The organism is Stenotrophomonas thermophila (genome assembly GCF_001499715.1).
GTDB lineage: Bacteria > Pseudomonadota > Gammaproteobacteria > Xanthomonadales > Xanthomonadaceae > Stenotrophomonas > Stenotrophomonas hibiscicola.
Map to the genome: position 1 here is coordinate 124942 of NZ_CVIW01000045.1, position 21593 is coordinate 146534.

General features: G+C 66.8%; 18 protein-coding genes. 12 read left to right on the forward strand and 6 right to left on the reverse strand.

The window, feature by feature from the left end; translation table 11 throughout:
- Positions 1-70: 70 nt before the first annotated feature.
- A complete protein-coding gene (locus BN1263_RS16270) occupies positions 71-658 on the forward strand; it encodes a TetR/AcrR family transcriptional regulator (RefSeq protein WP_058982591.1) in 588 nt (195 codons plus the stop codon).
- A 92-nt stretch (positions 659-750) separates the two neighbouring features.
- On the forward strand, positions 751-1251 hold the full coding sequence (locus tag BN1263_RS16275; RefSeq protein WP_058982594.1) for a hypothetical protein: 501 nt from the start codon (positions 751-753) through the stop codon (positions 1249-1251).
- An 11-nt stretch (positions 1252-1262) separates the two neighbouring features.
- On the opposite strand, the gene BN1263_RS16280 is transcribed toward BN1263_RS16275, so the two are convergent.
- From BN1263_RS16280 to ftrA, 3 genes are all read right to left on the reverse strand, one after another.
- The gene (locus tag BN1263_RS16280; protein ID WP_058982596.1) at positions 1263-1730 is read right to left on the reverse strand and encodes a chemotaxis protein CheW; all 468 of its coding nucleotides are present in this window, start codon (positions 1728-1730) and stop codon (positions 1263-1265) included.
- Between the two features lie 107 nt (positions 1731-1837).
- Positions 1838-2272, reverse strand: coding sequence for a BLUF domain-containing protein (locus BN1263_RS16285; RefSeq protein ID WP_058982597.1), 435 nt, complete (start codon positions 2270-2272; stop codon positions 1838-1840).
- Positions 2273-2367: 95 nt separating this feature from the next.
- Positions 2368-3369, reverse strand: coding sequence for a transcriptional regulator FtrA (gene ftrA / locus BN1263_RS16290; protein ID WP_058982599.1), 1002 nt, complete (start codon positions 3367-3369; stop codon positions 2368-2370).
- A gap of 425 nt (positions 3370-3794) precedes the next feature.
- Here ftrA and BN1263_RS16295 point away from each other — a divergent pair, with 425 nt between their 5' ends.
- From BN1263_RS16295 to BN1263_RS16340, 9 genes are all read left to right on the forward strand, one after another.
- The gene (locus BN1263_RS16295) at positions 3795-6371 is read left to right on the forward strand and encodes a TonB-dependent receptor plug domain-containing protein (protein WP_058982601.1); all 2577 of its coding nucleotides are present in this window, start codon (positions 3795-3797) and stop codon (positions 6369-6371) included.
- A gap of 81 nt (positions 6372-6452) precedes the next feature.
- Positions 6453-7034, forward strand: a complete 582-nt coding sequence (gene msuE / locus BN1263_RS16300) for an FMN reductase (RefSeq protein WP_058982603.1) — start codon at positions 6453-6455, stop codon at positions 7032-7034.
- 157 nt (positions 7035-7191) lie between these two features.
- On the forward strand, positions 7192-7554 hold the full coding sequence (locus BN1263_RS16305; protein WP_058982605.1) for a DUF3088 family protein: 363 nt from the start codon (positions 7192-7194) through the stop codon (positions 7552-7554).
- Between the two features lie 14 nt (positions 7555-7568).
- Positions 7569-8546, forward strand: a complete 978-nt coding sequence (locus tag BN1263_RS16310) for an LLM class flavin-dependent oxidoreductase (RefSeq protein WP_058982606.1) — start codon at positions 7569-7571, stop codon at positions 8544-8546.
- 18 nt (positions 8547-8564) lie between these two features.
- On the forward strand, positions 8565-9908 hold the full coding sequence (locus BN1263_RS16315) for an LLM class flavin-dependent oxidoreductase (protein ID WP_058982608.1): 1344 nt from the start codon (positions 8565-8567) through the stop codon (positions 9906-9908).
- Between the two features lie 4 nt (positions 9909-9912).
- Entirely contained in the window at positions 9913-11133 is a 1221-nt protein-coding gene (locus tag BN1263_RS16320) for a M20 aminoacylase family protein (protein ID WP_058982610.1), read from the forward strand.
- Positions 11130-11681 carry a GNAT family N-acetyltransferase gene (locus tag BN1263_RS16325; protein WP_058982611.1) on the forward strand — a complete coding sequence of 184 codons (552 nt, stop codon included), beginning with the start codon at positions 11130-11132 and terminating at the stop codon, positions 11679-11681. The genes BN1263_RS16320 and BN1263_RS16325 overlap by 4 nt, the downstream gene beginning before the upstream one ends.
- Positions 11678-13423: an amino acid ABC transporter permease/ATP-binding protein gene (locus BN1263_RS21030; protein WP_080398859.1), complete on the forward strand. Its 1746-nt coding sequence runs from the start codon at positions 11678-11680 to the stop codon at positions 13421-13423. The genes BN1263_RS16325 and BN1263_RS21030 overlap by 4 nt, the downstream gene beginning before the upstream one ends.
- A gap of 16 nt (positions 13424-13439) precedes the next feature.
- Positions 13440-14417 carry an ABC transporter substrate-binding protein gene (locus BN1263_RS16340; RefSeq protein WP_058982612.1) on the forward strand — a complete coding sequence of 326 codons (978 nt, stop codon included), beginning with the start codon at positions 13440-13442 and terminating at the stop codon, positions 14415-14417.
- 59 nt (positions 14418-14476) lie between these two features.
- On the opposite strand, the gene BN1263_RS16345 is transcribed toward BN1263_RS16340, so the two are convergent.
- Positions 14477-17596 carry a discoidin domain-containing protein gene (locus tag BN1263_RS16345; RefSeq protein ID WP_058982613.1) on the reverse strand — a complete coding sequence of 1040 codons (3120 nt, stop codon included), beginning with the start codon at positions 17594-17596 and terminating at the stop codon, positions 14477-14479.
- A 197-nt stretch (positions 17597-17793) separates the two neighbouring features.
- On the reverse strand, positions 17794-18870 hold the full coding sequence (locus BN1263_RS16350; protein WP_058982614.1) for an MBL fold metallo-hydrolase: 1077 nt from the start codon (positions 18868-18870) through the stop codon (positions 17794-17796).
- A 104-nt stretch (positions 18871-18974) separates the two neighbouring features.
- Here BN1263_RS16350 and BN1263_RS16355 point away from each other — a divergent pair, with 104 nt between their 5' ends.
- On the forward strand, positions 18975-19586 hold the full coding sequence (locus BN1263_RS16355) for a TetR/AcrR family transcriptional regulator (protein ID WP_058982616.1): 612 nt from the start codon (positions 18975-18977) through the stop codon (positions 19584-19586).
- Here the strand turns inward: BN1263_RS16355 and BN1263_RS16360 are convergent.
- Positions 19583-21529, reverse strand: coding sequence for an EAL domain-containing protein (locus BN1263_RS16360; protein WP_058982618.1), 1947 nt, complete (start codon positions 21527-21529; stop codon positions 19583-19585). The genes BN1263_RS16355 and BN1263_RS16360 overlap by 4 nt on opposite strands.
- Positions 21530-21593 lie beyond the last annotated feature (64 nt).

The window sequence follows — 21593 nt, forward strand, 5'->3', positions numbered from 1 at the left end:
GCAGTACCAGATGCTGCCCACCCGGCCGCGGATAGTTGACAGAGCGTCAACCTACTAGTAGGTTGACGGCATGAAAGAGCCGCTCTCGCCCAAGGCCCAAGAGATCCTGGCCCACGCCCGTTCGCTGCTGGAGGCTGGTGGCTACAACGGCTTCAGCTACGCCGACGTGTCGGCGCGGGTGAACATCAGCAAGGCCAGCATCCATCACCACTTCCCCAGCAAGGCGGACTTGGTGCGCACGGTGGTTGAGCTGTACCGGGCCGAGGCGCGCGAGGGCCTGGCGCTGCTGGATCGCCAGCTCGACGACCCGCTGCAGGAACTCAGCGCGTATGTGGAGTACTGGTCCAGCTGTATTGCAGGGGAGACGTCCTCGTTCTGCATCTGCGCGATGCTGGCCGCCGAGGCGCCGATGATTCCGCCGGAAATTGCCGAGGAAGTGCGTGGACATTTCGAGGACCTGAGCGGCTGGCTGGCCCTCACCCTGGAAAAGGGTGCGGCGCTTGGGCAACTGCGCCTGCAGGGTTCGGCGGCGGACGAGGCCAAGGCGTTCATGTCATCGGTGCATGGCGCGATGCTGGCCGCGCGCGGTTTCGGCGATGCGGCGACGTTTGCTGCGCTGGCACGGCTGGCCATCGCGCGGGTGAGCGCGGCGACCTGAGCGATGTGTGGTGGGCCTGCGGCGACGCGGGCCTTCTTTTTGAGTCCAATGCCTACCTACTAGTAGGTTAATACTGTTCCGGAGATATGTCCATGTCGCACCCTCTGTCCACGCTCGGCGTGATCCATACCGCTGTCAGCCTGATCCCGGTGTTGAGCGGCCTGTATGCCTTCATCCGCCACCGCGCAATCGATCCCGCCACCCGCGCGGGCAAGCTGTACCTGGTGGGGCTGGTGCTGTCGGTGGCCACCTCGTTCACCGTCTCCAGCACCGGGGGGCTCAATCCGGGCCACGCCTTCGGGGTGGTCGTGCTGCTGGTGGCATTCGGCGGCGTGCTGGCCGCGCGGCTGCGCTGGCTGGGGCGCGCCGCGCGTTACCTGTCGACCTTCGCACTGTCGTTCAGCTTCCTGCTCTCGTTGGTGCCCGGCGTCAACGAAACGCTGACCCGCTTGCCGGCAGCGCATCCGATTGCAGCGGCGCCGATGGCCCCGGTGGTGCTGCACACCCTGCTGGCCTGCCTGGTGGTGTTCGTGATCGGCTTTGCCGCGCAGTGCTGGAGGCTGCGAAACCGTGCCTTGGCAGGACGATCCTGAGACGCCGCCGGTCACCCCTGCGTGGCGAGTGCGGCCAGCAGTGCCACCGGTTCGATCAGTGCAGCCGAGCGCGCCGGGTCAAGTTGAATGTGCCCGCTGCAGAAGCCGAACGATTGGCCCGCGGCACGCTCGGGGACGCGTGTGGTCGCGTCGGGTGCCTCAATCTCCAGCACTTCGTCCACGGCCAGCGCCAGGGGTGCGGTGCCGGCGTTGATCAACAGCATGGCCGGGCTGCCACCCTCGAATGCCGGTTGGCCGCTCATGCGGCGCAGGTCGACGACGGGTAACGGTTGCCCACGGACCTCCAGGGTCGCCCTGCCATGGAGGTCTGCAGGGCTGAGTCTCTCCGGACCGCGAATTTCGACCGCCGCCTGGACGTCGATGGCGAACAGGACGGTGCCTGCACGCACGACGATGATCTCGAACAGGTCGGCAGGCGATGCGCGTGTTTCCGTTGCAGGGTGGGCGGGTACGGGCATGCGATGGGCGTGGCGAAGACAATGGGAAGGGGGATCTGGATGATGACGCCTGAACGCAGCGCGCGGCCGCGGCGGCGTGCGCGTGCAAGGCGACGGTTCAGTGTGTATCAGGCGTTTGCGCGTGGCGCGCCGACGCTGCCGACGCGTGGAAAATGCGGACGGAGCAGGCCGACGAGCTGGTCCATGCCCGGGATGGCGTGGCCGAACTCGTCCCAGCGCGCATTCACCAGGCCGGATACCACGATCTGTCCGGTCTCGATGTGGGTCATCGCCCAGTACGGAACGGCGCGGGCGCCGATTGCCATGTCCAGTACCGGGGCGACGGCGGCGTGCGAACGGCTGTCCTGGATGCGGCGCCTGACCGCCGCCATGCCATCGGGCGGGCCTTCGATGTACTGGAAAAACCGCTGGCCGTCGACGATCAGCGCACCGGTAACGTCCACCCGACGATTGAACGCGGCAGATTGCAAGACGATCTGGCGGAGGGCGTGATTGGACAGCCCAGCCGACATGCGGCTGGAGTAAGCAAATGCGTGGAGCATGGAAGGGGCTTCTTGTGACGCCCGTCACTATACGTGGGGCGCCGTAGCCTGCCGTGAGCCTTTCCTCACGCATCACCTGGGAGTGATGCGTTGGATCAGCAGCCCACCAGCCGATCCGCGCCAATTCCGCCGCGATGCTGGCTGCGGTATTCGGTAGGACTGGCGTCCACCTGGCCGCGGAAGTGCCGGCGGAACGACTCCTGCGAACCAAAGCCGGCCTGCTCGGCAATCCACTGCAGCGGCCGGTCAGTGGTTTCCAGCAGCTCGCGGGCGAATGCCACGCGCTCGCGGATCAGCCAGTCGATGGGTGACAGGCCGGTGGCTTCCAGGAACTGCCGCTGCAGCGTGCGCTGGCTGAGCGCGGCCTGCTCGGCAAGACTGCCCAGCGAGTGCGGCTCGCGCAGGTTGCGGCGCATCCATTCCATCAGTTTTGCCAGACGCGAGGGCTCGCCATGGGGAATGGCGCGGCTGACGCGCTGGCTGCGCCCGGCATCACGCCATGGCGCCAGTACCAGCCGCTCGGCCACCAGGTTGGCCACGCGCGCGCCGTAGTCCTTGCGCACCATGTGCAGCATCATGTCCATGCCGGTGGCCGAGCCGGCCGAGGTGATGATGCTGCCGGTATCGACGTACAGCACGTCCTCGCGCACATCGATGCGTGGGAAGTCGCGCGCCAGCGCTTCGGTGAGGCGCCAGTGGGTTGTGGCCTGGCGGCCATCGAGCAGCCCGGCCCACGCCAGCACGAAGGCACCGGAGCAGATCGAAGCGATGCGCGCGCCACGGCCGTGGGCACGGATGAGTGCATCAAGCAGCGCCTGTGGCGGGCGCTCGCTGGGCTCGCGCCAACCGGGAATGACGATGATGTCGGCGTCATCAACTGTGCTGAGGTCGTAGGGAAGCTGCACCTGCGTTCCGCCAAGCATGCGCAGCGCACCGGGTTCACCCGCGCACAGCTGGGTGCGATACCAGGCCACGCCGAGCTCGGGTCTTATCGGCGCGAACAGGCCCACCGCACAGCCGAATTCGAACAGCCCCTGGCCGTGGCAGGCGACGATGGCAACGAGCGGCGCAGCGGGGTCGGCGGGTGGGCTGGGCATGGCTTGATGCTACGGGCGGCGGTGCGCGGCGCTGAGTGGCGCGCGGGCATGAGATGATGCCTGTAGAGCATGTGCACGGGTGACATTCCTGGCTTGGGGCGCCCGACGGGGTAGGGTCGACTGTTAGTCGACTATCGCGCGCAGCGCGGGCTTCCAGGCGGTATCGCCAACAGCAGTCGACTAACAGTCGACTCTACCCCGTCGGTTGCCGACCGCCGCCGGTCGCCCCCCCCCCGCCGCACATCATCCAACGTCGATTGCCCATCGCCGTGCCAAGGGCGTGCCGTGCAGGCCTGCCTAACGTCATTACCAGCAATCATGTGGCTGGCCGGATATGACGGTTGGGTGACGCGATCCCGCCTGTTGCCGCGGGTGAACAGGCCCTTGAATGGAAGCGTGTTTCCGGCCCACCCCCACGAGCCCCCATGCCTGCCGCCCACGCCCCTGTCCTGAGCCCCCTTGCTGTCCTGATCGCTGCCGTTCTGGCCGCGTCGCCTGGCCACGCGGCTGAAGCCGATGCCGATCCCGCTGCCACCGCCGCGACGGCCAACGTGGCCGCGTCCACGCTGGATGCCGTGGTGGTGACCGGCTCCCGCACCAGTACGCGTACGGTGAAGAACAGTTCCACGCCGATCGACGTGATCTCCGCCGAAGACCTCACCGCGACCGGCCAGGCCAACCTGCTGGAAGCACTGCAGCGCGCACTGCCGTCGCTCAGCCAGATTGGTGGCTACCAGAGCGACCAGGAGAGCCTGATCCGTGGCTACCAGCTGCGCAACCTGTCGCCCGGCTACACGCTGGTGCTGGTGAACGGAAAGCGCCGCAATGCCAGTGCCTATGTGAGCGGTGCCAACGGCGGCGGCTTCCCAGGCCACGCCTGGGCCGACCTGGCGCTGATTCCGGTGTCGGCCATCGACCATGTGGAAGTGCTGCGTGATGGTGCGTCGGCCATTTATGGCTCCGATGCGATTACCGGTGTGGTCAACGTGATCCTGAAGTCGCAGGCGCACGGTGGCGAGTTTGCCGTGGAAAGCGGGCAGAGCATTGATGGCGATGGCTCGCGAACCAGCGTGCGTGCCAATGTGGGCCTGCCGTGGGGTACCGATGGCTTCGTCAACCTGTCCGGCGAGACCACGCGGCAGCACCACGCGATCCGTACCCGCCGTTACATCGATGGCTACCTGAGCTATCCGGCGGTGGATGCCAACGGCAACCTGGTCGCACTGCGTCCGAACAACCGGCTGCCGGCCGGTGCATCGCCGAACCCGGCCGAGGCCGACCGCGATGCCGAGGCCAACACCATCCTCAGTTCGCCATCGTATGCGCTGAAGGCCTTCGCAGTGAATGCGGGCCATGGCCTGGGCGAAAGCGCGCAGTTCTACGCTAACGCTACGGCCAGTGACCGCACCGCGCAGGCGATCCAGAACTTCCGTCTGCCGGCGACCATCTTCACCACTTACAAGGCTCCAGGCGTGCTGAGCGTGTTTCCCGATGGCTTCCTCCCGGTGCTGGAAACCAAGGAGAAGCAGTACACCGGCACCGCGGGCGTGAAAGGCCAGATCGCAGGCTGGGACTACGACGCCAGCCTTACCGGCAACCGCAGCACGGTGCGCACCTATACCCGCAACTCGGTGAACTACTCGCTGCCATACCCCGGTTCGCCTACCGACTTCTACGACGGCAAGCTGGACTACCAGCAGGGTATCGCCAACCTCGACCTGCGCCGTGGCTTCGAGGTGGCTGCGTTCGCCTCGCCGCTGGAAGTGAGCGCAGGTGCCGAGTACCAGCACGAACAGTACGAACGTGGGGCGGGGCAGTGGGAGTCGTATACCGGCTTTGGTGCTGCGGCCTTCGTCGGCTATTCCACTGCGGACGCGGTGAAGGCTACCCGCAACAGCAAGGCGGTCTATGTGGGCGCGGCCACCAATATCACCTCGCGCTGGTATCTGGATGCGGCCGCGCGCTGGGAAGATCACTCCGACTTCGGCAGTGTCTCCACCGGCCGCCTGACCACGCGCTTCGACTTCACCGACGCGCTGGGCGTGCGTGCCACGGTCAGCAACGGTTTCCACGCGCCCAGCCTGGGCGCGCAGTACTACCAGGCCACCGGCAGCTGCCCGTGCGGCACCACGCTGGTGGCGCAGGTGTCTTCGCCGGCGGCGGTTGCGCTGGGTGCGACGCCGCTGAAGCCCGAGAAAGCCACCAACTACAGCCTGGGCGTGACCTGGGACCCGAGCCCGGCGTTCCACCTGGCCGTGGATGCCTACCAGATCGACATCCGTGGCCAGCTCGGCCAGTCCAGCCAGATCGGCTACAACGCGCAGGATCCAGCGCGCATCACCGACAACAGCGGCACGGTGCTGACTGCGGCGCAGAAGAACACCATCGATGCGCTGCTGGGTTCGGCCGGCATCAGCATCCTGCCGGGTGATGCGTTCTATGCCAGCTACTTCACCAACGTGGGCAATACCCGCACACGCGGTGTCGAGCTGACCCTGGAGGCCAACCAGGAAACCGTGTGGGGCAAGCTGCGCTGGAGCTATGCGGCCAACGTGGGGCGCACCACCATCCAGAAGGTCAGCGACATTCCGGCGGCGCTGCAGGGGCTGCCGAACATCAACCTGCTGACCAAGAGCAGCGAGTACGCGCTGCGCTTCCGTACGCCCAGCTACACGCAGGTGGCGGGGTTGGGCTGGCAGAAAGGGCGCTGGCGCTCGAACGTCGACTTCACCTACTACGGCCCGATCAAGCGCCTGAACAACGGCGTGGAGTACAAACAGCCGCCGGTGCTGGTGACCAATCTCTCCGGTGGCGTGGAACTGGGTGCGGGCTGGAGTGCGGCGCTGGGCATCAACAACGTGTTCGACAAGCGCACCCGCAAGGTGCCGGAGTACGCGCGCAGTGCCACCGATGTGGCGAGCATCGAGACGACCTGGGACAACGGCGACGTGTTGAGCAACGTCGGCGCGTACTGGTACGGGCGGGTCAGTTACCGGTTCTGATCTGGAGCAGTCGAGCATGGCTCGACTCTACAAAAGGCGAAGGGCGGCCGGACGTAGTCCGGCATCATCAAGGAGCAGTTCATGTCTTCTGCATTGAAGGTGGTTGCATTGGTGGGGTCGCCGACTAGTTCGGCGACGTCGCGTACGTTGCTGCTGGTGCGGTACCTGCTGGCGTCTTTGCAGGAGCGGGTGCATGCCAACGTGGAGCTGGTGGAGCTGGCGCCGATTGCACGCTCGCTGGGCCAGTCACTGTCGCGGGGTGAAGTGGAACCGGCAGTGGAACAGGCGCTGCGGACCATGGAGACCGCCGAACTACTCGTGGTGGCAGCGCCCGTGTACCGTGGATCGTATCCGGGCCTGTTCAAGCACCTGGTCGACTTCATCGAACTGGAAGCGCTGGTGGATACGCCGGTACTGCTGGCGGCAATCGGTGGCAGTGAGCGCCATGCGCTGGTGATCGATCACCAGCTGCGGCCGTTGTTCAGTTTCCTGCAGGCGCACACGCTGCCGATCGGGGTGTATGCCACGCCGGCTGACTTCGATGGCGAGCAGATCAACAGTGCAGCTTTGCAGGCGCGCATCGCACTGGCGGCCGAGCGCGCGGCAGGGCATCTGGCTTCGCAGGCGCTGGCGGTACCGGCGCCGCTGCGAAGGATCGCCTGACGGCATAACCGGCGGCGCTTTGCTTATGGCCAAGGCGCATCTGCATGGCCGGATCTGACCGCCGATTGTCGCCTGGCATCGCCGTGCCGACCGCCGTCATCTCTAGCATCGATATCGAAGCGGCATCGCATTGCCGCCCCCCGATGAGGACGACCCCGTGAGTCTGGACGCAACCGACAAGCCCATCCTGTTCCTGCTCGACCGTGAGTTCGAGGACGGACAGATTCCCGGCCAGCGCTTCTTCTGCCGGCACAGCCTGTTGCTGGAAGGTGCTCTGTCGAGCATCGACGGCCTGGACGCGCAGCTGGACGTGCGCCGCATCGGTTTCGCACGGCCGCGCCGGGAGGTGATCGCCGAGATCGGCGAGCAGGACCAGTCGCTGCCGAAGCTGGTCCTGCCGCAGGGCGTGCGAAGTGACCTCGCGAGTGGCGTGCACCAGGACCGCCAGTACATCTCCGGTGCCGAGCCGATCCTGGCCGCGCTGAACGGGTTGCTCGGCATTCCCGCGGCCCATCCCTGAGCGAGGACGCGACCATGAGCTATCAGATCAGCGTGTTGGACAAGAGCCCGGTGGCCGAAGGCGCCTCGCCGGAGCAGGCGCTGCGCAACAGCCTGCAGCTGGCGCAGCGCGCCGAACAGCTGGGCTATCACCGCTACTGGTTTGCCGAGCACCATGCCGCGCCGACGTTGGCGAGTCCCGCACCGGAGGTGCTTGCGGCGTGGGTGCTGGCGCAGACCCGGCGCATCCGTGTCGGCAGCGGCGGGGTGATGCTGCGCCACTACGCGCCGTACAAGGTGGCGGAGAACTTCAACCTGCTGGCAGCGTTGGCGCCAGGGCGCGTGGATCTGGGCGTGGGCAAGGCACCGGGCGGCCTGCCAGCGTCGACTGCCGCGCTGGCGGCCGGGCGCCCGGCGTTCGCCGACTTCGACCAGCAACTGCGCGATCTTGAGGGCTATCTGTCCGGCGCCGAAGCCGATGTGCTGGCGCGGCCGGTTCCGCAGCAGGCGCCGGAGCGCTTCCTGCTCGGTGCCAGCCCGCAGAGTGCACGGCAGGCGGCCGAGCTGGGCTGGCGCTTCGTCTACGCCGCGCACTTCGATGGTGATCCGAAGCACATCGAGGCCGCGTTCGACGCCTACCGCAGAGTCGCCTCGCAGCCGCCGCTGCTGGCCACGGTGGCCTTCGCCGCACCGACTGCGGAAGTCGCTTCGCGCCATATCGGTGCGATGCGCGTCTACAAGCTGCACCTCGGTCCCGGGCAGGCGGTGAACCTGCCCAGCGCCGAGGCAGCTGCCGAGTACGCGCGCCAGGTGGGGGTGGCCGACTTCCGCATCGAGGAGACGCGCCCCAGCGTGCTGTCCGGTGATGCGCAGCACGTGCGTGGCGAACTGGATGCGCTGCACCGGCGTTTCGGCGTGGGTGAATTCATCCTCGATGCACCGGTGGCCGACCTCGACGCACGCCTGACATCCCTTGAACTGCTGTCGCCCGCGCCGCGCGCGGCGGTGGCCTGACCTGCAGGAGCGATTCCCATGAGCACCACCCCGCGCCACATTCCGTTCGGCATCATGCTGCAGGGCCCCGGCAGCCACATGCATGCCTGGAAGCATCCGTCCAACCCGGCCGATGCCAGCGTCAACCTGCAGTTCTACATCGACATCGCGCGCACCGCCGAGGACAACGGCATCGCCTTCGGCTTCGTTGCCGACGGCCTGTACATCAACGAAAAGTCCATCCCGCACTTCCTCAACCGCTTCGAGCCGATCTCGCTGCTCTCGGCGCTGGCCACGGCAACGAAGAAGATCGGCCTGGCCGGCACGCTGTCGACCTCGTACAGCGACCCGTTCACCGTCGCCCGCCAGTTCGCTTCGCTGGATCTGCTCAGTGGTGGTCGTGCTGGCTGGAACGTGGTGACCTCGCCGTTGGAAGGTTCGGGTCGCAACTATGGCCGGCCGCACCCGGAGCATGCGCTGCGCTACCAGATAGCCGACGAATATCTGGAGGTGGTGCAGGGGCTGTGGGATTCGTGGGATGACGACGCCTTCGTGCGCGAGCGCGACAGCGGCACGTTCTTCGCACCGGAGAAATTCCGCCGCCTCGACCACAAGGGCCGCTTCTTCCAGGTGGAAGGCCCGCTCAACATCCAGCGTTCGCCGCAGGGACAGCCGGTAATCTTCCAGGCCGGTTCGTCTGACGATGGCATCGCGCTGGCCGGCAAGTACGCCGATGCGGTGTTCACCCATTCGCCTTCGCTGGAAGAAACCCGTGCATTCACCCAGAAGGTGAAGAACTCGGCAATTGCGCACGGCCGCAGCGGCAATGAGGTGAAGATCTTCCCGGGCATCGGCCCCATCGTCGGCCGCACCGCCGAGGAAGCCGAAGCCAAGTATCAGGCGATTGCCGCACTGGCCACGCTGGAGGATGCACTGGCGTACCTGGGGCGCTTCTTCGATCACCACGATTTCAGCCAGTACGATCCGGATGCACCGTTCCCGGAGCTGGGTGACATCGGCAGCAACTCGTTCCGTTCCACCACCGACCGTATCAAGCAGGATGCGCGTGAGAAGGGCCTGAGCCTGCGCCAGGTGGCACTGGAAGCAGTGAGCCCACGGCCGAACTTCATCGGCACACCGGAGCATGTGGCCGATGAGCTGATCCGTTGGTTCGATGCCGGTGCCAGCGATGGCTTCATTCTCGGCTTCGCCGCGCAGCGCGAAGGCCTGGACGATTTCGTGACCCAGGTGCTGCCGATCCTGCAGGCGCGCGGCTACCACCACCGCGAGCTGGAAGGACAGACCCTGCGCGAGCATCTGGGCCTGCCGTACAAGGCCAGCCGCCATGCGACCGACGCCGAACCGGCGCGGAAGGCGGGGTAGGGCGATGAGCGGAGAGAACTCGGTAGCGCCGGGCCATGCCCGGCGGGATTCCGCGTCCATCGGCGTGCTGCCGGAAATTGCAGCACGCGCCGAGGCTGCCATCGCGATTCGCCACGATCTGCATCGGCACCCGGAGTTGGCCTTCGAGGAGCACCGCACCAGCGCCCGTGTGGCCGAGTTGCTGCAGCAGTGGGGCTATGAGGTGACCACCGGTCTCGGCGGCACCGGCGTGGTCGGCACGTTGCAGCGTGGGCAGGGCGGCCGTCGGCTGGGGCTGCGTGCGGACATCGATGCCTTGCCGATCCACGAAGACTCGGGGCTGGCCTACGCCAGCCAGACCGACGGCCTGATGCATGCCTGCGGTCATGATGGTCACACCGCCATCCTGCTGTCCGCCGCGCATTACCTGGCCCATCACGGCAATATCGACGGCACCTTGCAACTGGTGTTCCAGCCAGCCGAGGAAACCGGCTCGGGTGCATCGAAGATGATTGCCGACGGCCTGTTCGAGCGCTTCCCGGTGGATGCGATCTATGGGCTGCACAACTGGCCCGGCGTACCGGTCGGCCACTTCGGCTTCGTCGACGGCCCGGCGATGGCGTCGGTCGACTGGGCGCGGCTGAAGGTGATCGGCAAGGGCGGCCACGGTGCCGAGCCGCAAGGCAGCGTGGACCCGATCCTGGTCGCCGCGCACATCATCACTGCATTGCAGAGTGTGGTGTCGCGCAATGTCGACCCGCGGCAGATGGGCGTGGTCACCGTCGGTTCGATCCACGGTGGGCAGGCCGCCAATGTGATTCCGGACGTGGTCGAGCTGAAGCTGACCGTGCGCGCATACCTGCCCGAGGTGCGCGACACGCTGCGCCGCCGGGTGACCGGGATTGCCGAGCAGACCGCTGCCGCTTTCGGGGCACGCGCCGAAATCGAGTTCCCGCGTGGCTTCCCCAGCGTGATCAACCACCCGCAGCAGACCGCCTACATCCGCGACGTGGCCGTACAGGGCTTCGGCCACGAACAGGTGGTGCCGGAGTTCGCGCCGCGCACCGCCAGCGAGGACTTCGCTTTCCTGTTGCAGGCACGGCCCGGGAGTTTCGTGTTCGTCGGCAACGGCGACAGCGCACCGTTGCACAGCCCGCGCTATGTGTTCAACGACGCCGCCATTGCACCCGCTGCCAGCCTGTGGGCGCGGCTGGCCGAAGACTATCTGGTGAAGGACGTGGCATGAGCAGCAACGAACGCTTTCTCTATACCTCGGTGGATGACCCACTGGCGCGGCCGCTGTTCGATGGCCTGGAGCAGGAGTACGACAGCCGCTACGCCGACGTGCGTCGCCGCATCGGCGGCAGCGCCCGCGAGGAGCTGCAGCGCTACCCGGCGCAGGCCTTCGCCGCACCGGTAGGGGCGTTCGTGCTGCTGCTGCGTGATGGCGCTGCCATCTCGGGTGGCGCCTTCATGCCGCACCGCGATCCGGATACCGCCGAGTTCAAGCGGATCTGGACGCTGCCCGGGCTGCGCCGGCAGGGCATCGCGCGGCGCGTGCTGCAGGAGCTGGAAGAGCAGGCGGCGCGGCAAGGGTACCGGCGGGTGTTCCTGACCACCGGCTTCCGCCAGCCTGAAGCGGTTGGCCTGTACCTGAGCCATGGCTACACCGCGCTGTTCGATCTGGATGCGGATCCCGAAACCATTGCGCACCTGCCGTTCGAAAAGCACCTGCGGGCACCGGCGCCCGTCATCGTGCCTGCGCAGACCCAGCTGCAAGGAGCCCACGCGTGAGCACGCCTTCGACCGCGCTGGATGGCATTGCAACCCGGCCGGCGCCAGCACCGGCGCTGAAGATCGTGCCGGCCCGGCACCCGCTGCAGGTGTTCGGCACAGTATTGGCACTGGCGCTGATCCTGATCGGGTTGCAGTCCGTACTGGGTAATCCGCGCTGGGGCTGGGGCACCTTCGCTGAGTGGTTCTTCGCACGTCCGGTGCTCGAGGGCCTGGGCCGTACGCTGCTGCTGACCGCGCTCGGTACCGGTCTCGGTTTCGCGCTGGGCACCTTGCTTGCGCTGGCCCGCGTCTCTGGCTCGCCGCTGCTGTCGGCGGTGTCGTGGGGCTACGTTTGGTTGTTCCGCTCGATCCCGCTGCTGGTGCTGTTGCTGCTGCTGAACAACCTGGGCTACCTGTACAGCACCATCGAGCTGGGCGTGCCGTTCACCGGCATCAGCCTGTTCTCGTACCCGACCACGCAGCTGATCGGTGTGTTCACCGCCGCGGTGCTGGGCCTGACCCTGAACCAGGCCGCGTTCTCGGCCGAGGTGATCCGCGGTGGCATCCTCTCGGTCGACCACGGCCAGTACGAGGCCGCGGCCGCACTCGGCCTGCCGCGCGGTCGCCAGGTGCGCCGCATCATCCTGCCGCAGGCAATGCGTTCGATCCTGCCGGCCGCGTTCAACGATGTGATTGGCCTGGCCAAGAGCACCTCGGTGGTCTACGTGCTGGCGCTGCCTGAGCTGTTCTACACCGTGCAGGTGATCTACCGCCGCAACCTGGAAGTGGTGCCGCTGCTGATGGTGGCCACGGTCTGGTACCTGGTGATCCTGACCGTGTTGTCGCTGCTGCAGCGGCGCGTGGAACAGCGCTTCGCGCGCGGCCAACTGCAGCGCGAGCGTTCGGTGTCGCGAGTGTCATCGCCTCCGCGTGTGCAGAGCGATGCCGCGCAGCGCGTGGCCAACCGCCCGCGCATCGCCACCCAGGTGGAAGCGGGCGAGGGCGCTGCGGTGTCGCTGCATGGTGTGGGCAAGGTGTTCGGCGATCAGCCGGTGCTGGAAGATGTGAACCTGGAGCTGCGCGCTGGAAGCGTGACGGTGCTGATCGGCCCGTCCGGCGCCGGCAAATCCACGCTGCTGCGGCTGATCAACCACCTGGAGCGTGCCGACAGCGGCTATGTGGCCGTGGGCGGCCAGCTGATCGGCTATCGCCGCGATGGCGACACCCTGTACGAACTGCCCGAGCGCGAGATCCGTCGCCGTCGTGCCGAAGTGGGCATGGTGTTCCAGGGCTTCAACCTGTTCCCGCACCTGACCGCATTGGAGAACATCATCGAGGCGCCAATCGCGGTGCGCGGCGTGCCGCGTGCGCAGGCCGAGCGGCAGGCGCGCACGCTGCTGGAGCGGGTCGGCCTGGCCGACAAGGCCGATGCCTTCCCGCGCCAGCTGTCCGGTGGCCAGCAGCAGCGCATCGCGATCGCCCGCGCGCTGGCGTTGCAGCCAAAGGTACTGCTGTTCGACGAGCCGACCTCGGCGCTGGACCCGGAGCTGGTGGCTGAAGTGCTCAGCGTGATCGAAGAGCTGGCCCGTTCCGGCACCACGCTGGTGATCGTCACCCATGAGCTGGGCTTTGCCCGCCGCGTGGCCGACCACGTGGTGATGATGGACCAGGGACGGGTGATCGAGCAGGGTACGCCCGAGGCCCTGTTCGAGCGCCCGCGCCAGCAACGCACCGCCGATTTCCTGGCCAAGACCCTGTAACCCCGGAAGGAACACCATGAGCCCTGCAGCACCCCTTCGCCCCTCGCGCAGCACCCTGTTGATCGTGGGGGTGCTGGTCATCGGCATCGCCGGCATCGTCTACTCGCGCGTGCGCCAGGCCCCGGAGGCTGCCGCTGTGGCCGCGACCAGCCTGGCCGGTACCAACACCGCCGTGCTGAAGGGCACGCTCGACCCGAAGGCGCAGGCCTTGATTCCCGCGGGCTACCGCTTCGTCACGCCGGGCGCATTCACCGTGGCGACCCACCCGGGGCAGCTGCCGCTGGCCGACTACGGCGCCGACAGCAAGGACGTGGTCGGCATCGAACCGGACATCGCGCGGCTGATCGCGGATGCGTTGGGCCTGAAGCTGGTGATCGTGCCGGTGGCCTGGGCCGACTGGCCGCTGGGGCTGGAGTCAGGCAAGTACGATGCGGTGCTGTCGAACGTGACGGTCACTGAAGAACGCAAGAAGAAGTTCGATTTCTCCAGCTACCGTTACGACCTGCTGGGCATCTACACGCGCAGCGACGGGCCCATCCAGAAAATCGAAAAGCCGGCCGATGTGGCCGGGCTGAAGGTGGTGGTCGGTGCCAGTACCAACCAGGACCAGATCCTGCGCCAGTGGGACCAGCAGAACATCGCGGCGGGATTGAAGCCCGTGGAATACCAGTACTTCGATGACGCGGTGGTCGGCCGATTGGCGGTGATCACCGGCCGCGCCGATGTATCGTTCGAGCCCAATGCTACCGGCGCCTATTCGGCGCGCGACGGCAAGGTGCGGCGCGTGGGCCTGTTCCCTGGCGGCTGGCCGAATGCCGCAGCGATCTCGGTGACCACGCGCAAGGGCAGCGGCCTGGCCGACGCGGTGACGCAGGCGTTGAACACCCAGATCGGCAGCGGCACTTACGCGCAGGCGCTGAAGCGCTGGAACGTGGCCGAGGAGGCGGTGCCGCAATCGCAGACCAACCCGCCGGGATTGCCGACGTTGCAATGAACCCGGGCGTGGCCCGGCGCGACCTCCGCTTTTGTAGAGCCGAGCCATGCTCGGCTGCTTTACCAACGCGCCTCCAGCGTTTTGAACGGTTTCGCCAGCCGCACACCCTCGGCATCGAAGTCGGAAACGCTATGCCCATCCACACGCACCGTCTTCGGCATGGTGCGCGCCGGCCACCAGACTTTCACTGCCGTCCCGCTGCGCAACCCCTTGCCCAGCGTGACCGTCAGCATGCCGTCGCGCTGCCGCGCCTGCATCTGCAACGTGCCATACGCGGTCGGCAGCCGCTCCACCGCCAACCCATCGTCCGCCACCCACGACGGCGGCGTGCCCGGCAGCAATGACAACGCATCATCGTCTTCGCGCATCAGCATGCCGAACAGCGTGCGGCCATACTCGGCACCAATCCAGGTATGCGGCATGTCGCCCAGGTAGCGGGGGAAACGCAGCCGCGAGTGCACGACCTCGGCCAGTACCTGCCACTCAAGCGGGCGCCGATCATGCAGCAGCCCCTGCAGCAGCTCATCGGCAACCTGCGGTTGGCCCAGGTGCACATAACTCAGCACGTTGCGGATCTCATACGGCGTATAGGCGTACAGCGCATCGGGCTGGCTGCGCTTGCGCACATCCTCCAGATAACGCGCGAAGGTGGTCCGCAGTGCCTCGGCGGGCAACACGCTCTGCGCACCGGTGGGGTCCAGTGCGATCGATACGCCGGTTGGATCGCCATCGCCCAGGTCGGCCGAGGAGGGAATGAAGTCGATGCCCTTCCACGCCATCGTCGCCTGGATAGAGGCGTGCAGCGCGTCGTAGAGCAGCTTGTATTGCTCGCGCGCCCAGGCAGCAGTCTCGTGGTCGCCCAGTGCCTCGGCCAGCCACGCACCATCGTGCCACCCCTTCAGGCCCCAGTAGTCATCCCAGTAGCTGTGGGTGGGCGACGGATAGCCCTCATGGCTGATCGACGGCGCAAGAATACCCGCGAATCGTTCCGGCGCCGGCTGGTCGGCCTTGTAGCCGGGCACCAGCGTGCGCTCGCGCAGTTCCTGCAGGAAACGCAGCGCCGCTTTCACTTTCGGCAGATAGGCACGTACCGACTCGGGCCCGCCATCCAGGCGCGCGACATCGGCCACCAACGCCACGTACTGGCCCTGGCTGTCGTACTCGATGTCCGAACCAAAGCCGGTGTTGACACTGCCATCGTCGTTGAGGATCGGCGAGACCAGGCCGTTGGCATGCACGCCGTGTTCGCTGTACCAGGCCAGGTAGTCGCGCGCGACGCGTGCTTCGCCCATGCGCAGCAGCACCGCCGAGGTGGCCATGCCGTCGCGGATGAAAGAGCGGTTGTAGTTGCGGGGCCCGGGCTGCATGGCAGGGCCGGTCTGGTTGATCAGCATGTAGGCGGCCTGCGCGCGCAGCATGTCGACCAGCGAAGGATCGGGCAGGCGCAGCCCGACCTGGCCCAGCCGTGCCTGCCAGTCCGCGGAGGCCTGCGTGGCCAGGGAATCGAACGCCGTATTGGCATCGCGGGGCAGCGTCGCCAGATCGAGCGCGGGCGCCTCGGGCAGTGCGCCCTTGCTATCGGCGGTGGCAGTACCCAGCGGGAACGCGACCACGATGGCATCGCTGGTTCCCGGCGCCAACGAGACGCGGTAGTTCAACGCAGCCGAGGCAAGACCCTGGTCATCACGTGCCTGTTGCGCGGAAGGCAGTTGGCCGGCAGCGATGTCCGCGGTGATTTCCGTTGCGCCATCCCTGCCAAATGGCGCTGCGCCGGATGCAGTCACCGGCGTGAGCGACTGCAGCAGCGTGCGTCCATTGATGCGCACGGCCTGTCCATCGATCGCCACATCGCGGATGGGTGACAGCCCGCCGTTCTGCCACGGTGGATTCATCTGCATCGGGCGCACGACCAGGCTGAGCGTGCCGTCGATCCTGGTGCCGCCGGTGTTGTGCAGGCAATGACGCAGGAAGGTCACCGGCTGGCCGTTGCGCTCGATGGCAAACACTTCACTGCGCAGCTCCAGGCCGGGTTGCGGTGACCAGGTAGCGGAGGGCATCGGCTTCCAGCCGTCCCGCAGTGCATGCTGCACGTTCTGCCCGGCCGCACCCGCAGTGTTCCCATCGGCGCTGCGCCAGATCGGCTGCACCAGCGGCGCGCCCTTGAATGCTTCCAGGTTGCCGTACTCGTCGAAGATCGATTTCTGTCGCCCGGCATGCACGCCGACGGCAGTCCAGTAAGTCTGCTGCATCTGCAGCGAGGCCGGGAACAACGCGCGCTGCGCGCCGCTGGCGACGATCTGATACTGCTTCATCGGTGTCATCACGGCTTTTGGGCCGAGCAGGCGCAGGCGTGCCACCTTTGGTGCAGATCCATCCACGCTCAGGCGGAATGCACGCACGGCCTGTGCGGCGTTGGCGGCCAGCCAGCTCTGGCGGTGGCTGGCCGCCTGCGCATCGTGCGTGAGGTCCTGCCACCGGCCCTGTGCATCCTGAACCTGCAATCGGGCAGGGCCGCGGCTGCCATCAGCCCAGTCGACCACCAGACCAGCCGTCGATCGAGCCTGCGGCAGCGTGATCTCTAACGCATGGGATCCATTTGTCCCGGCCGGAATCGGAACGGTGCCGCCGCCTTGCCAGAGCGCTGCTGCCTGCGCTGCGTCGATACCGCTGATACGTGCGCTGAGCGTGCTGTCCAGCGGCTCCATCTCGAAGATCGACACGCCCCAGTCGGAGGTGCGCTGCGGGCTGGCCAGCCGCAGGTAGCGCGCCTGCCGCGGCGCGAAGTACAGCGTTTCCACATCGCCCAGTGAATCGGCCATGGTGTACGCGGTCTGCCACTGCGTGCCATCCATTGAGGTCTGCAGTGAATAGCCTTCCGGGTTGGAGACATCCCAGGTGAGGCGGGCGCCCGCCAGCTGGGTGGGCGCGCCCAGGTCGATCTGGAACCAGTGGCCGGGGCTGAAGGCGCCGCCGGTGACGGTCTTCGGGTCGCCGTCGATCAGGTGGCCGATCGCCATCGACGGCACCTGCTGCGAGGAACTGCTGGCCTGCCATTGGCTGCGCGGGGGGAGGGTCTGTGCCTGCGCGCTGTAGGCCAGCGCGGCCAACAGCAGGGCAGCGACAGGACCCAAGTGGAAAAGCGGGGTGGAGACCTTGGAGCGTTCGGCGCGCAACGTCATTACGGACAGCCTCGCAGGTTCGGCCGGAATCGGGCGAGCGCTACGCTAGCAAGGGATGTAATCGGTTACATGACGCACTGCAGCGGCGCAGGCCGCTTCTGCGTAGAGCCGAGTCTACGCTCGGCTGCCGTTCGGGTAGGCGCAGCCGAGCATGGCTCGGCTTTACATGGTTTCCGGCAGGTCACGCGCACCCGCTGTTACAACTCCACCGTCTCCCACCAGCGCGTACCCGCCTGCGGCGCCTGCATGTCCAGTGCTTCTCCCATCATCGGCGTGGCCACCGGCACGTTCTTCGCCGCGGCCAACGCGGTGATCCGCTCGAACGGCTGCTGCCATGCGTGCAGGGCCAGGTCGAAGGTGCCGTTGTGGATCGGCAGCAGCCACTTGCCGCGCAGGTCCAGGTGCGCCTGCAGCGTCTGTTCCGGCTGCATGTGCACGAACGCCCAGCGCGGATCATAGGCGCCGGTCTCGATCATGGTCAGGTCGAACGGACCGTACTTTTCGCCGATGGCCTTGAAGCCATCGAAGTAGCCGGTGTCACCGCTGAAGAAAATGCGGAAATCATCGTCCTGGATCACCCATGACGCCCACAGGCTGCGATCACTGTCGCCCAGTCCGCGGCCGGAGAAATGCTGGCCGGGGGTGGCGGTCAGGCGCAGGCCATTGGCCTCGGTCGATTGCCACCAGTCCAGCTGTTCGACCTTGCTGGCGTCCACGCCCCAGGCGATCAGCTGGTCGCCGACGCCGAGCGGTGCAATGAAGCGAGCGGTCTTGCCGGCCAGCTGCATCACCGCTGCGTGGTCGAGGTGGTCGTAGTGGTTGTGCGAGAGGATCACGCCGGCGATCGGCGGCAGTTCATCGATGCTGATCGGTGGTGCATGGAAGCGGGCCGGGCCCATCCACTGCACCGGCGAGGCGCGTTCGGAGAACACCGGGTCGGTCAGCCAGTACTGGCCGCGCAGCTTCAGCAGGATCGTGGAGTGCCCCAGCCGGAACAGGCTGCGATCCGGTGCAGCATCCAGGGTGGCGCGGTCCAGCGGCAGCACCGGAATCGGGTGCGCGGGCACGGTGCCCTTGGGTTTGTTGAAGAGGAACGTCCACCAGATCTCCAGGCCGTCGCGCAGGCCCATCGCTGGACGGGGCAGGGCATTGCGGAACTTGCCATCACGGTACTGCGGCGACTCGGGGAAGTCGGGAAGGGACCAGGACTTGCAGAAGGTGTAGGCGGTCACGGCGAGGATTCCAAGCAGGAGGACAAGGAGCAGGCGCTTCATGGGTGACGTCCGCTGAGTACACTGCACAGTGTAGTTTCGCGTTTTCCAAAAGTACACTACCAAGTGTAAAATGGAGGCATCCGTTCAGTTATCCGGTTCCCGCCATGACCCGTGTCCCGCAACGCCTGACAGACCGCAAACGCGAAGCCATCGTGCGCGCGGCGGTGGAGGAATTCCGTGCCTGGGGCTACGAGGCGACCAGCATGGACCGTATTGCCGAGGCGGCCGGGGTCTCCAAGCGCACCGTCTACAACCACTTCCCGAGCAAGGAAGCGCTGTTCTCGATGATCCTGGAGGAGCTGTGGGAGCGAAGCGTTGCCAGCGACACATTGCCGTACCGCGCCGACCAGCCGCTGCAGGCGCAGTTGCTGCAGTTGCTGGGGCAGAAGCTGGAATTGCTCAGTGATGCCAACTTCATCGATCTGGCGCGGGTGGCGATGGCCGAGATCATCCACTCACCGGAGCGTGCGCAGGCCATCGTCTGCCGCATGGGCGAGAAGGAAAGTGGCGAGAGTGCGTGGATCCGCGCGGCCATCGCTGACGGCCGGCTGCGCGAGGTCGATCCGGAGTTCGCCGGCCACCAGCTGCACGGGCTGGTGAAGAGCTTTGCGTTCTGGCCCCAAGTTACGATGGGGCAGGCGCCGTTGAACGCACAGGAGCGTGCACGCGTGGCCGAATCGGCGGTGGCGATGTTCCTGGGTTTCTACGCGGTCTAGCTGGCGGCGAAGCGGAGGAACTCGTCGGCCGGCAGCGCCGCCGAGTACAGATAGCCTTGGCCGACATCCACGCCCAGGGCCCGCAGCTTCTGCTCCTGCGCCAGGGTTTCGGTACCTTCGGCCACCACGATCGCGCCGCAGCGGTGCGCAACCTCGACGATGAAGCGCACGATCGACTGCGACTTGGCGTCGGACAGCGTGGCGATCAGTGCCTGCTCGATCTTGACCTCGGCGATGGCCAGCTGCGAAAGCAGGATCAGGGTTGAATAGCCGGCGCCGAAATCATCCAGCGACAGGGTGACCCCGGCTGCCAGCAGCTGTGTGATGTTGGCATCGACCACGTCGCGCTCGACGATTTCGGTCCATTCGACGATCTCCAGGCGCAGCATCGCACCGGGGATGTCATGCAGTTGTAGCAGTTCCTGCAGGCGCAGGCCGAAGTCGGGCAGGCGCAGGGATTCGGCTGACACATTGACTGCGATGGTCAGCGCCGCGCCGTCCTGCCGGCAGTGCTGCAGGAAGTGCACCGCCGACTGCAGCGTGGCCCATTCCAGGTCTGCCAGCCGGCCCTGCCGGCGCAGCAGCGAGATCACCCGCATCGGTGCAATCGGCCGGCCTTCGCCATCGCGCATGCGCAGCAGCGCTTCGGCGCCGACCAACTGGCGGTCCTGCAGGCGATGCTTGGGCTGGTAGCACAGCGGTGCATCGCCCTGCTGCAGCCAGCGTTCGAGAGCGACTTCGATCAGGGCGTCGATCTCGCTGTCGCGCTGGATCGGGTCGTCGAAGAACACGACGCCCGATTCGATCGCACTCATCGTCAGGGTGATCGCCCGGAACGGCAGGTGACCGTCGTCTGTATTGGTTGGGGGCTTGAGTTCGACTACCGCGCAACGGAACAACGGGCGGAAACCCGGCCAATCGCGGCCCACCCGTTCGGCCAGGTTGCTGGCCAGCTCGGTGATCTGCGGTTGCGTACGTAGTTCGGACAAGGACAGGTCGCGCACCAGGATCGCCAGCGCGGCATCGCCGAACTGGTAGATCTCCAGTTGCCCGGCCGGCAGCGAGGGCAGCAGCCGATGTACTTCTTCGGTGCTGTCGCGCTGCCACAGGCCGCTGTCCTGCAGCGGACCGTAGCGCAGGCGCAGATCGCGCAGGTTGCCCATCTCGGCCACGATCAGGCAGGCCTTGCCGAGGCCGTCGTTGTCTCGCCAGTACTGCTGCAGACGTTCGCCCAGCGCACGCATGTTGGGCAGGCCGCTGATCGGATCGATGCGCAGCCAGGCCTGTTCGCGCTGGCGTTGGGCATCGATCTGCGCATCGTTGTAGACCAGTGCGAACACCGCGCCGAGCATCAGCAGTGAGAGTGGCAGTGCCAGCAGGCGCTGGATTGCCAACTCCTCCACGGGTAGCTGATGGGCGCCGATGATTGCTACCCCCAGTGCCAGGCCTAATGCAGTGACGACGATACGAACGCCCCAGGCGTGCAGGATCATGCGCAGCGAGAGTTCATTGAGCATGCGCGGGTGCAGGCGCCTGCGCAGCCAGACGCCGGCCAGCATCTGCAGCGTGGCCTCGAGGCCGGCAGGCAGGAAATACTGGGTGCCGGCGAACTGGTAGCGGGCCAGCAGGCTGGCGCCCAGGCAGGCCAGGCCCCCGCGCCAGCCGCCGAGCAGGCCGCTGACCAGCAGAATGTCGAAGCCGAGGTGCAGCTTGACCACGCCCTGGGTGTAACGGGCCACGAACCAGGAATTGAACAGGTAGATCAGGCCCAGTGCCACGCCCAGATACAGGCGTCGGCCTTCAATGGCATGGCCGGCACGGCGGGTGGCGATCAGCAGCACCCCGATCATGCCGATCACTGCGGTGGCCTGCAGCAGGTACAGCGGCAGGCTGGGCAGGGAACTGTCCAAGACCTGGGCCGAGACCCGTGACAGCGCATCCATAGCATTCCCGCCTGTGACCGACGGCCGGTGAGGAGCAGGGTAAACCACGACCGCGCGCGCGGCC

Excerpts from the sequence above, each read along its gene's own strand:
- BN1263_RS16270 (WP_058982591.1), top strand. The coding sequence starts at position 71 with ATGAAAGAGCCGCTCTCGCCCAAGGCCCAAGAGATCCTGGCCCACGCC.
- BN1263_RS16275 (WP_058982594.1), top strand. The coding sequence starts at position 751 with ATGTCGCACCCTCTGTCCACGCTCGGCGTGATCCATACCGCTGTCAGC.
- BN1263_RS16280 (WP_058982596.1), bottom strand. The coding sequence starts at position 1,730 with ATGCCCGTACCCGCCCACCCTGCAACGGAAACACGCGCATCGCCTGCC.
- BN1263_RS16285 (WP_058982597.1), bottom strand. The coding sequence starts at position 2,272 with ATGCTCCACGCATTTGCTTACTCCAGCCGCATGTCGGCTGGGCTGTCC.
- ftrA (WP_058982599.1), bottom strand. The coding sequence starts at position 3,369 with ATGCCCAGCCCACCCGCCGACCCCGCTGCGCCGCTCGTTGCCATCGTC.
- BN1263_RS16295 (WP_058982601.1), top strand. The coding sequence starts at position 3,795 with ATGCCTGCCGCCCACGCCCCTGTCCTGAGCCCCCTTGCTGTCCTGATC.
- msuE (WP_058982603.1), top strand. The coding sequence starts at position 6,453 with ATGTCTTCTGCATTGAAGGTGGTTGCATTGGTGGGGTCGCCGACTAGT.
- BN1263_RS16310 (WP_058982606.1), top strand. The coding sequence starts at position 7,569 with ATGAGCTATCAGATCAGCGTGTTGGACAAGAGCCCGGTGGCCGAAGGC.
- BN1263_RS16315 (WP_058982608.1), top strand. The coding sequence starts at position 8,565 with ATGAGCACCACCCCGCGCCACATTCCGTTCGGCATCATGCTGCAGGGC.
- BN1263_RS16320 (WP_058982610.1), top strand. The coding sequence starts at position 9,913 with ATGAGCGGAGAGAACTCGGTAGCGCCGGGCCATGCCCGGCGGGATTCC.
- BN1263_RS16325 (WP_058982611.1), top strand. The coding sequence starts at position 11,130 with ATGAGCAGCAACGAACGCTTTCTCTATACCTCGGTGGATGACCCACTG.
- BN1263_RS16340 (WP_058982612.1), top strand. The coding sequence starts at position 13,440 with ATGAGCCCTGCAGCACCCCTTCGCCCCTCGCGCAGCACCCTGTTGATC.
- BN1263_RS16345 (WP_058982613.1), bottom strand. The coding sequence starts at position 17,596 with ATGACGTTGCGCGCCGAACGCTCCAAGGTCTCCACCCCGCTTTTCCAC.
- BN1263_RS16350 (WP_058982614.1), bottom strand. The coding sequence starts at position 18,870 with ATGAAGCGCCTGCTCCTTGTCCTCCTGCTTGGAATCCTCGCCGTGACC.
- BN1263_RS16355 (WP_058982616.1), top strand. The coding sequence starts at position 18,975 with ATGACCCGTGTCCCGCAACGCCTGACAGACCGCAAACGCGAAGCCATC.
- BN1263_RS16360 (WP_058982618.1), bottom strand. The coding sequence starts at position 21,529 with ATGGATGCGCTGTCACGGGTCTCGGCCCAGGTCTTGGACAGTTCCCTG.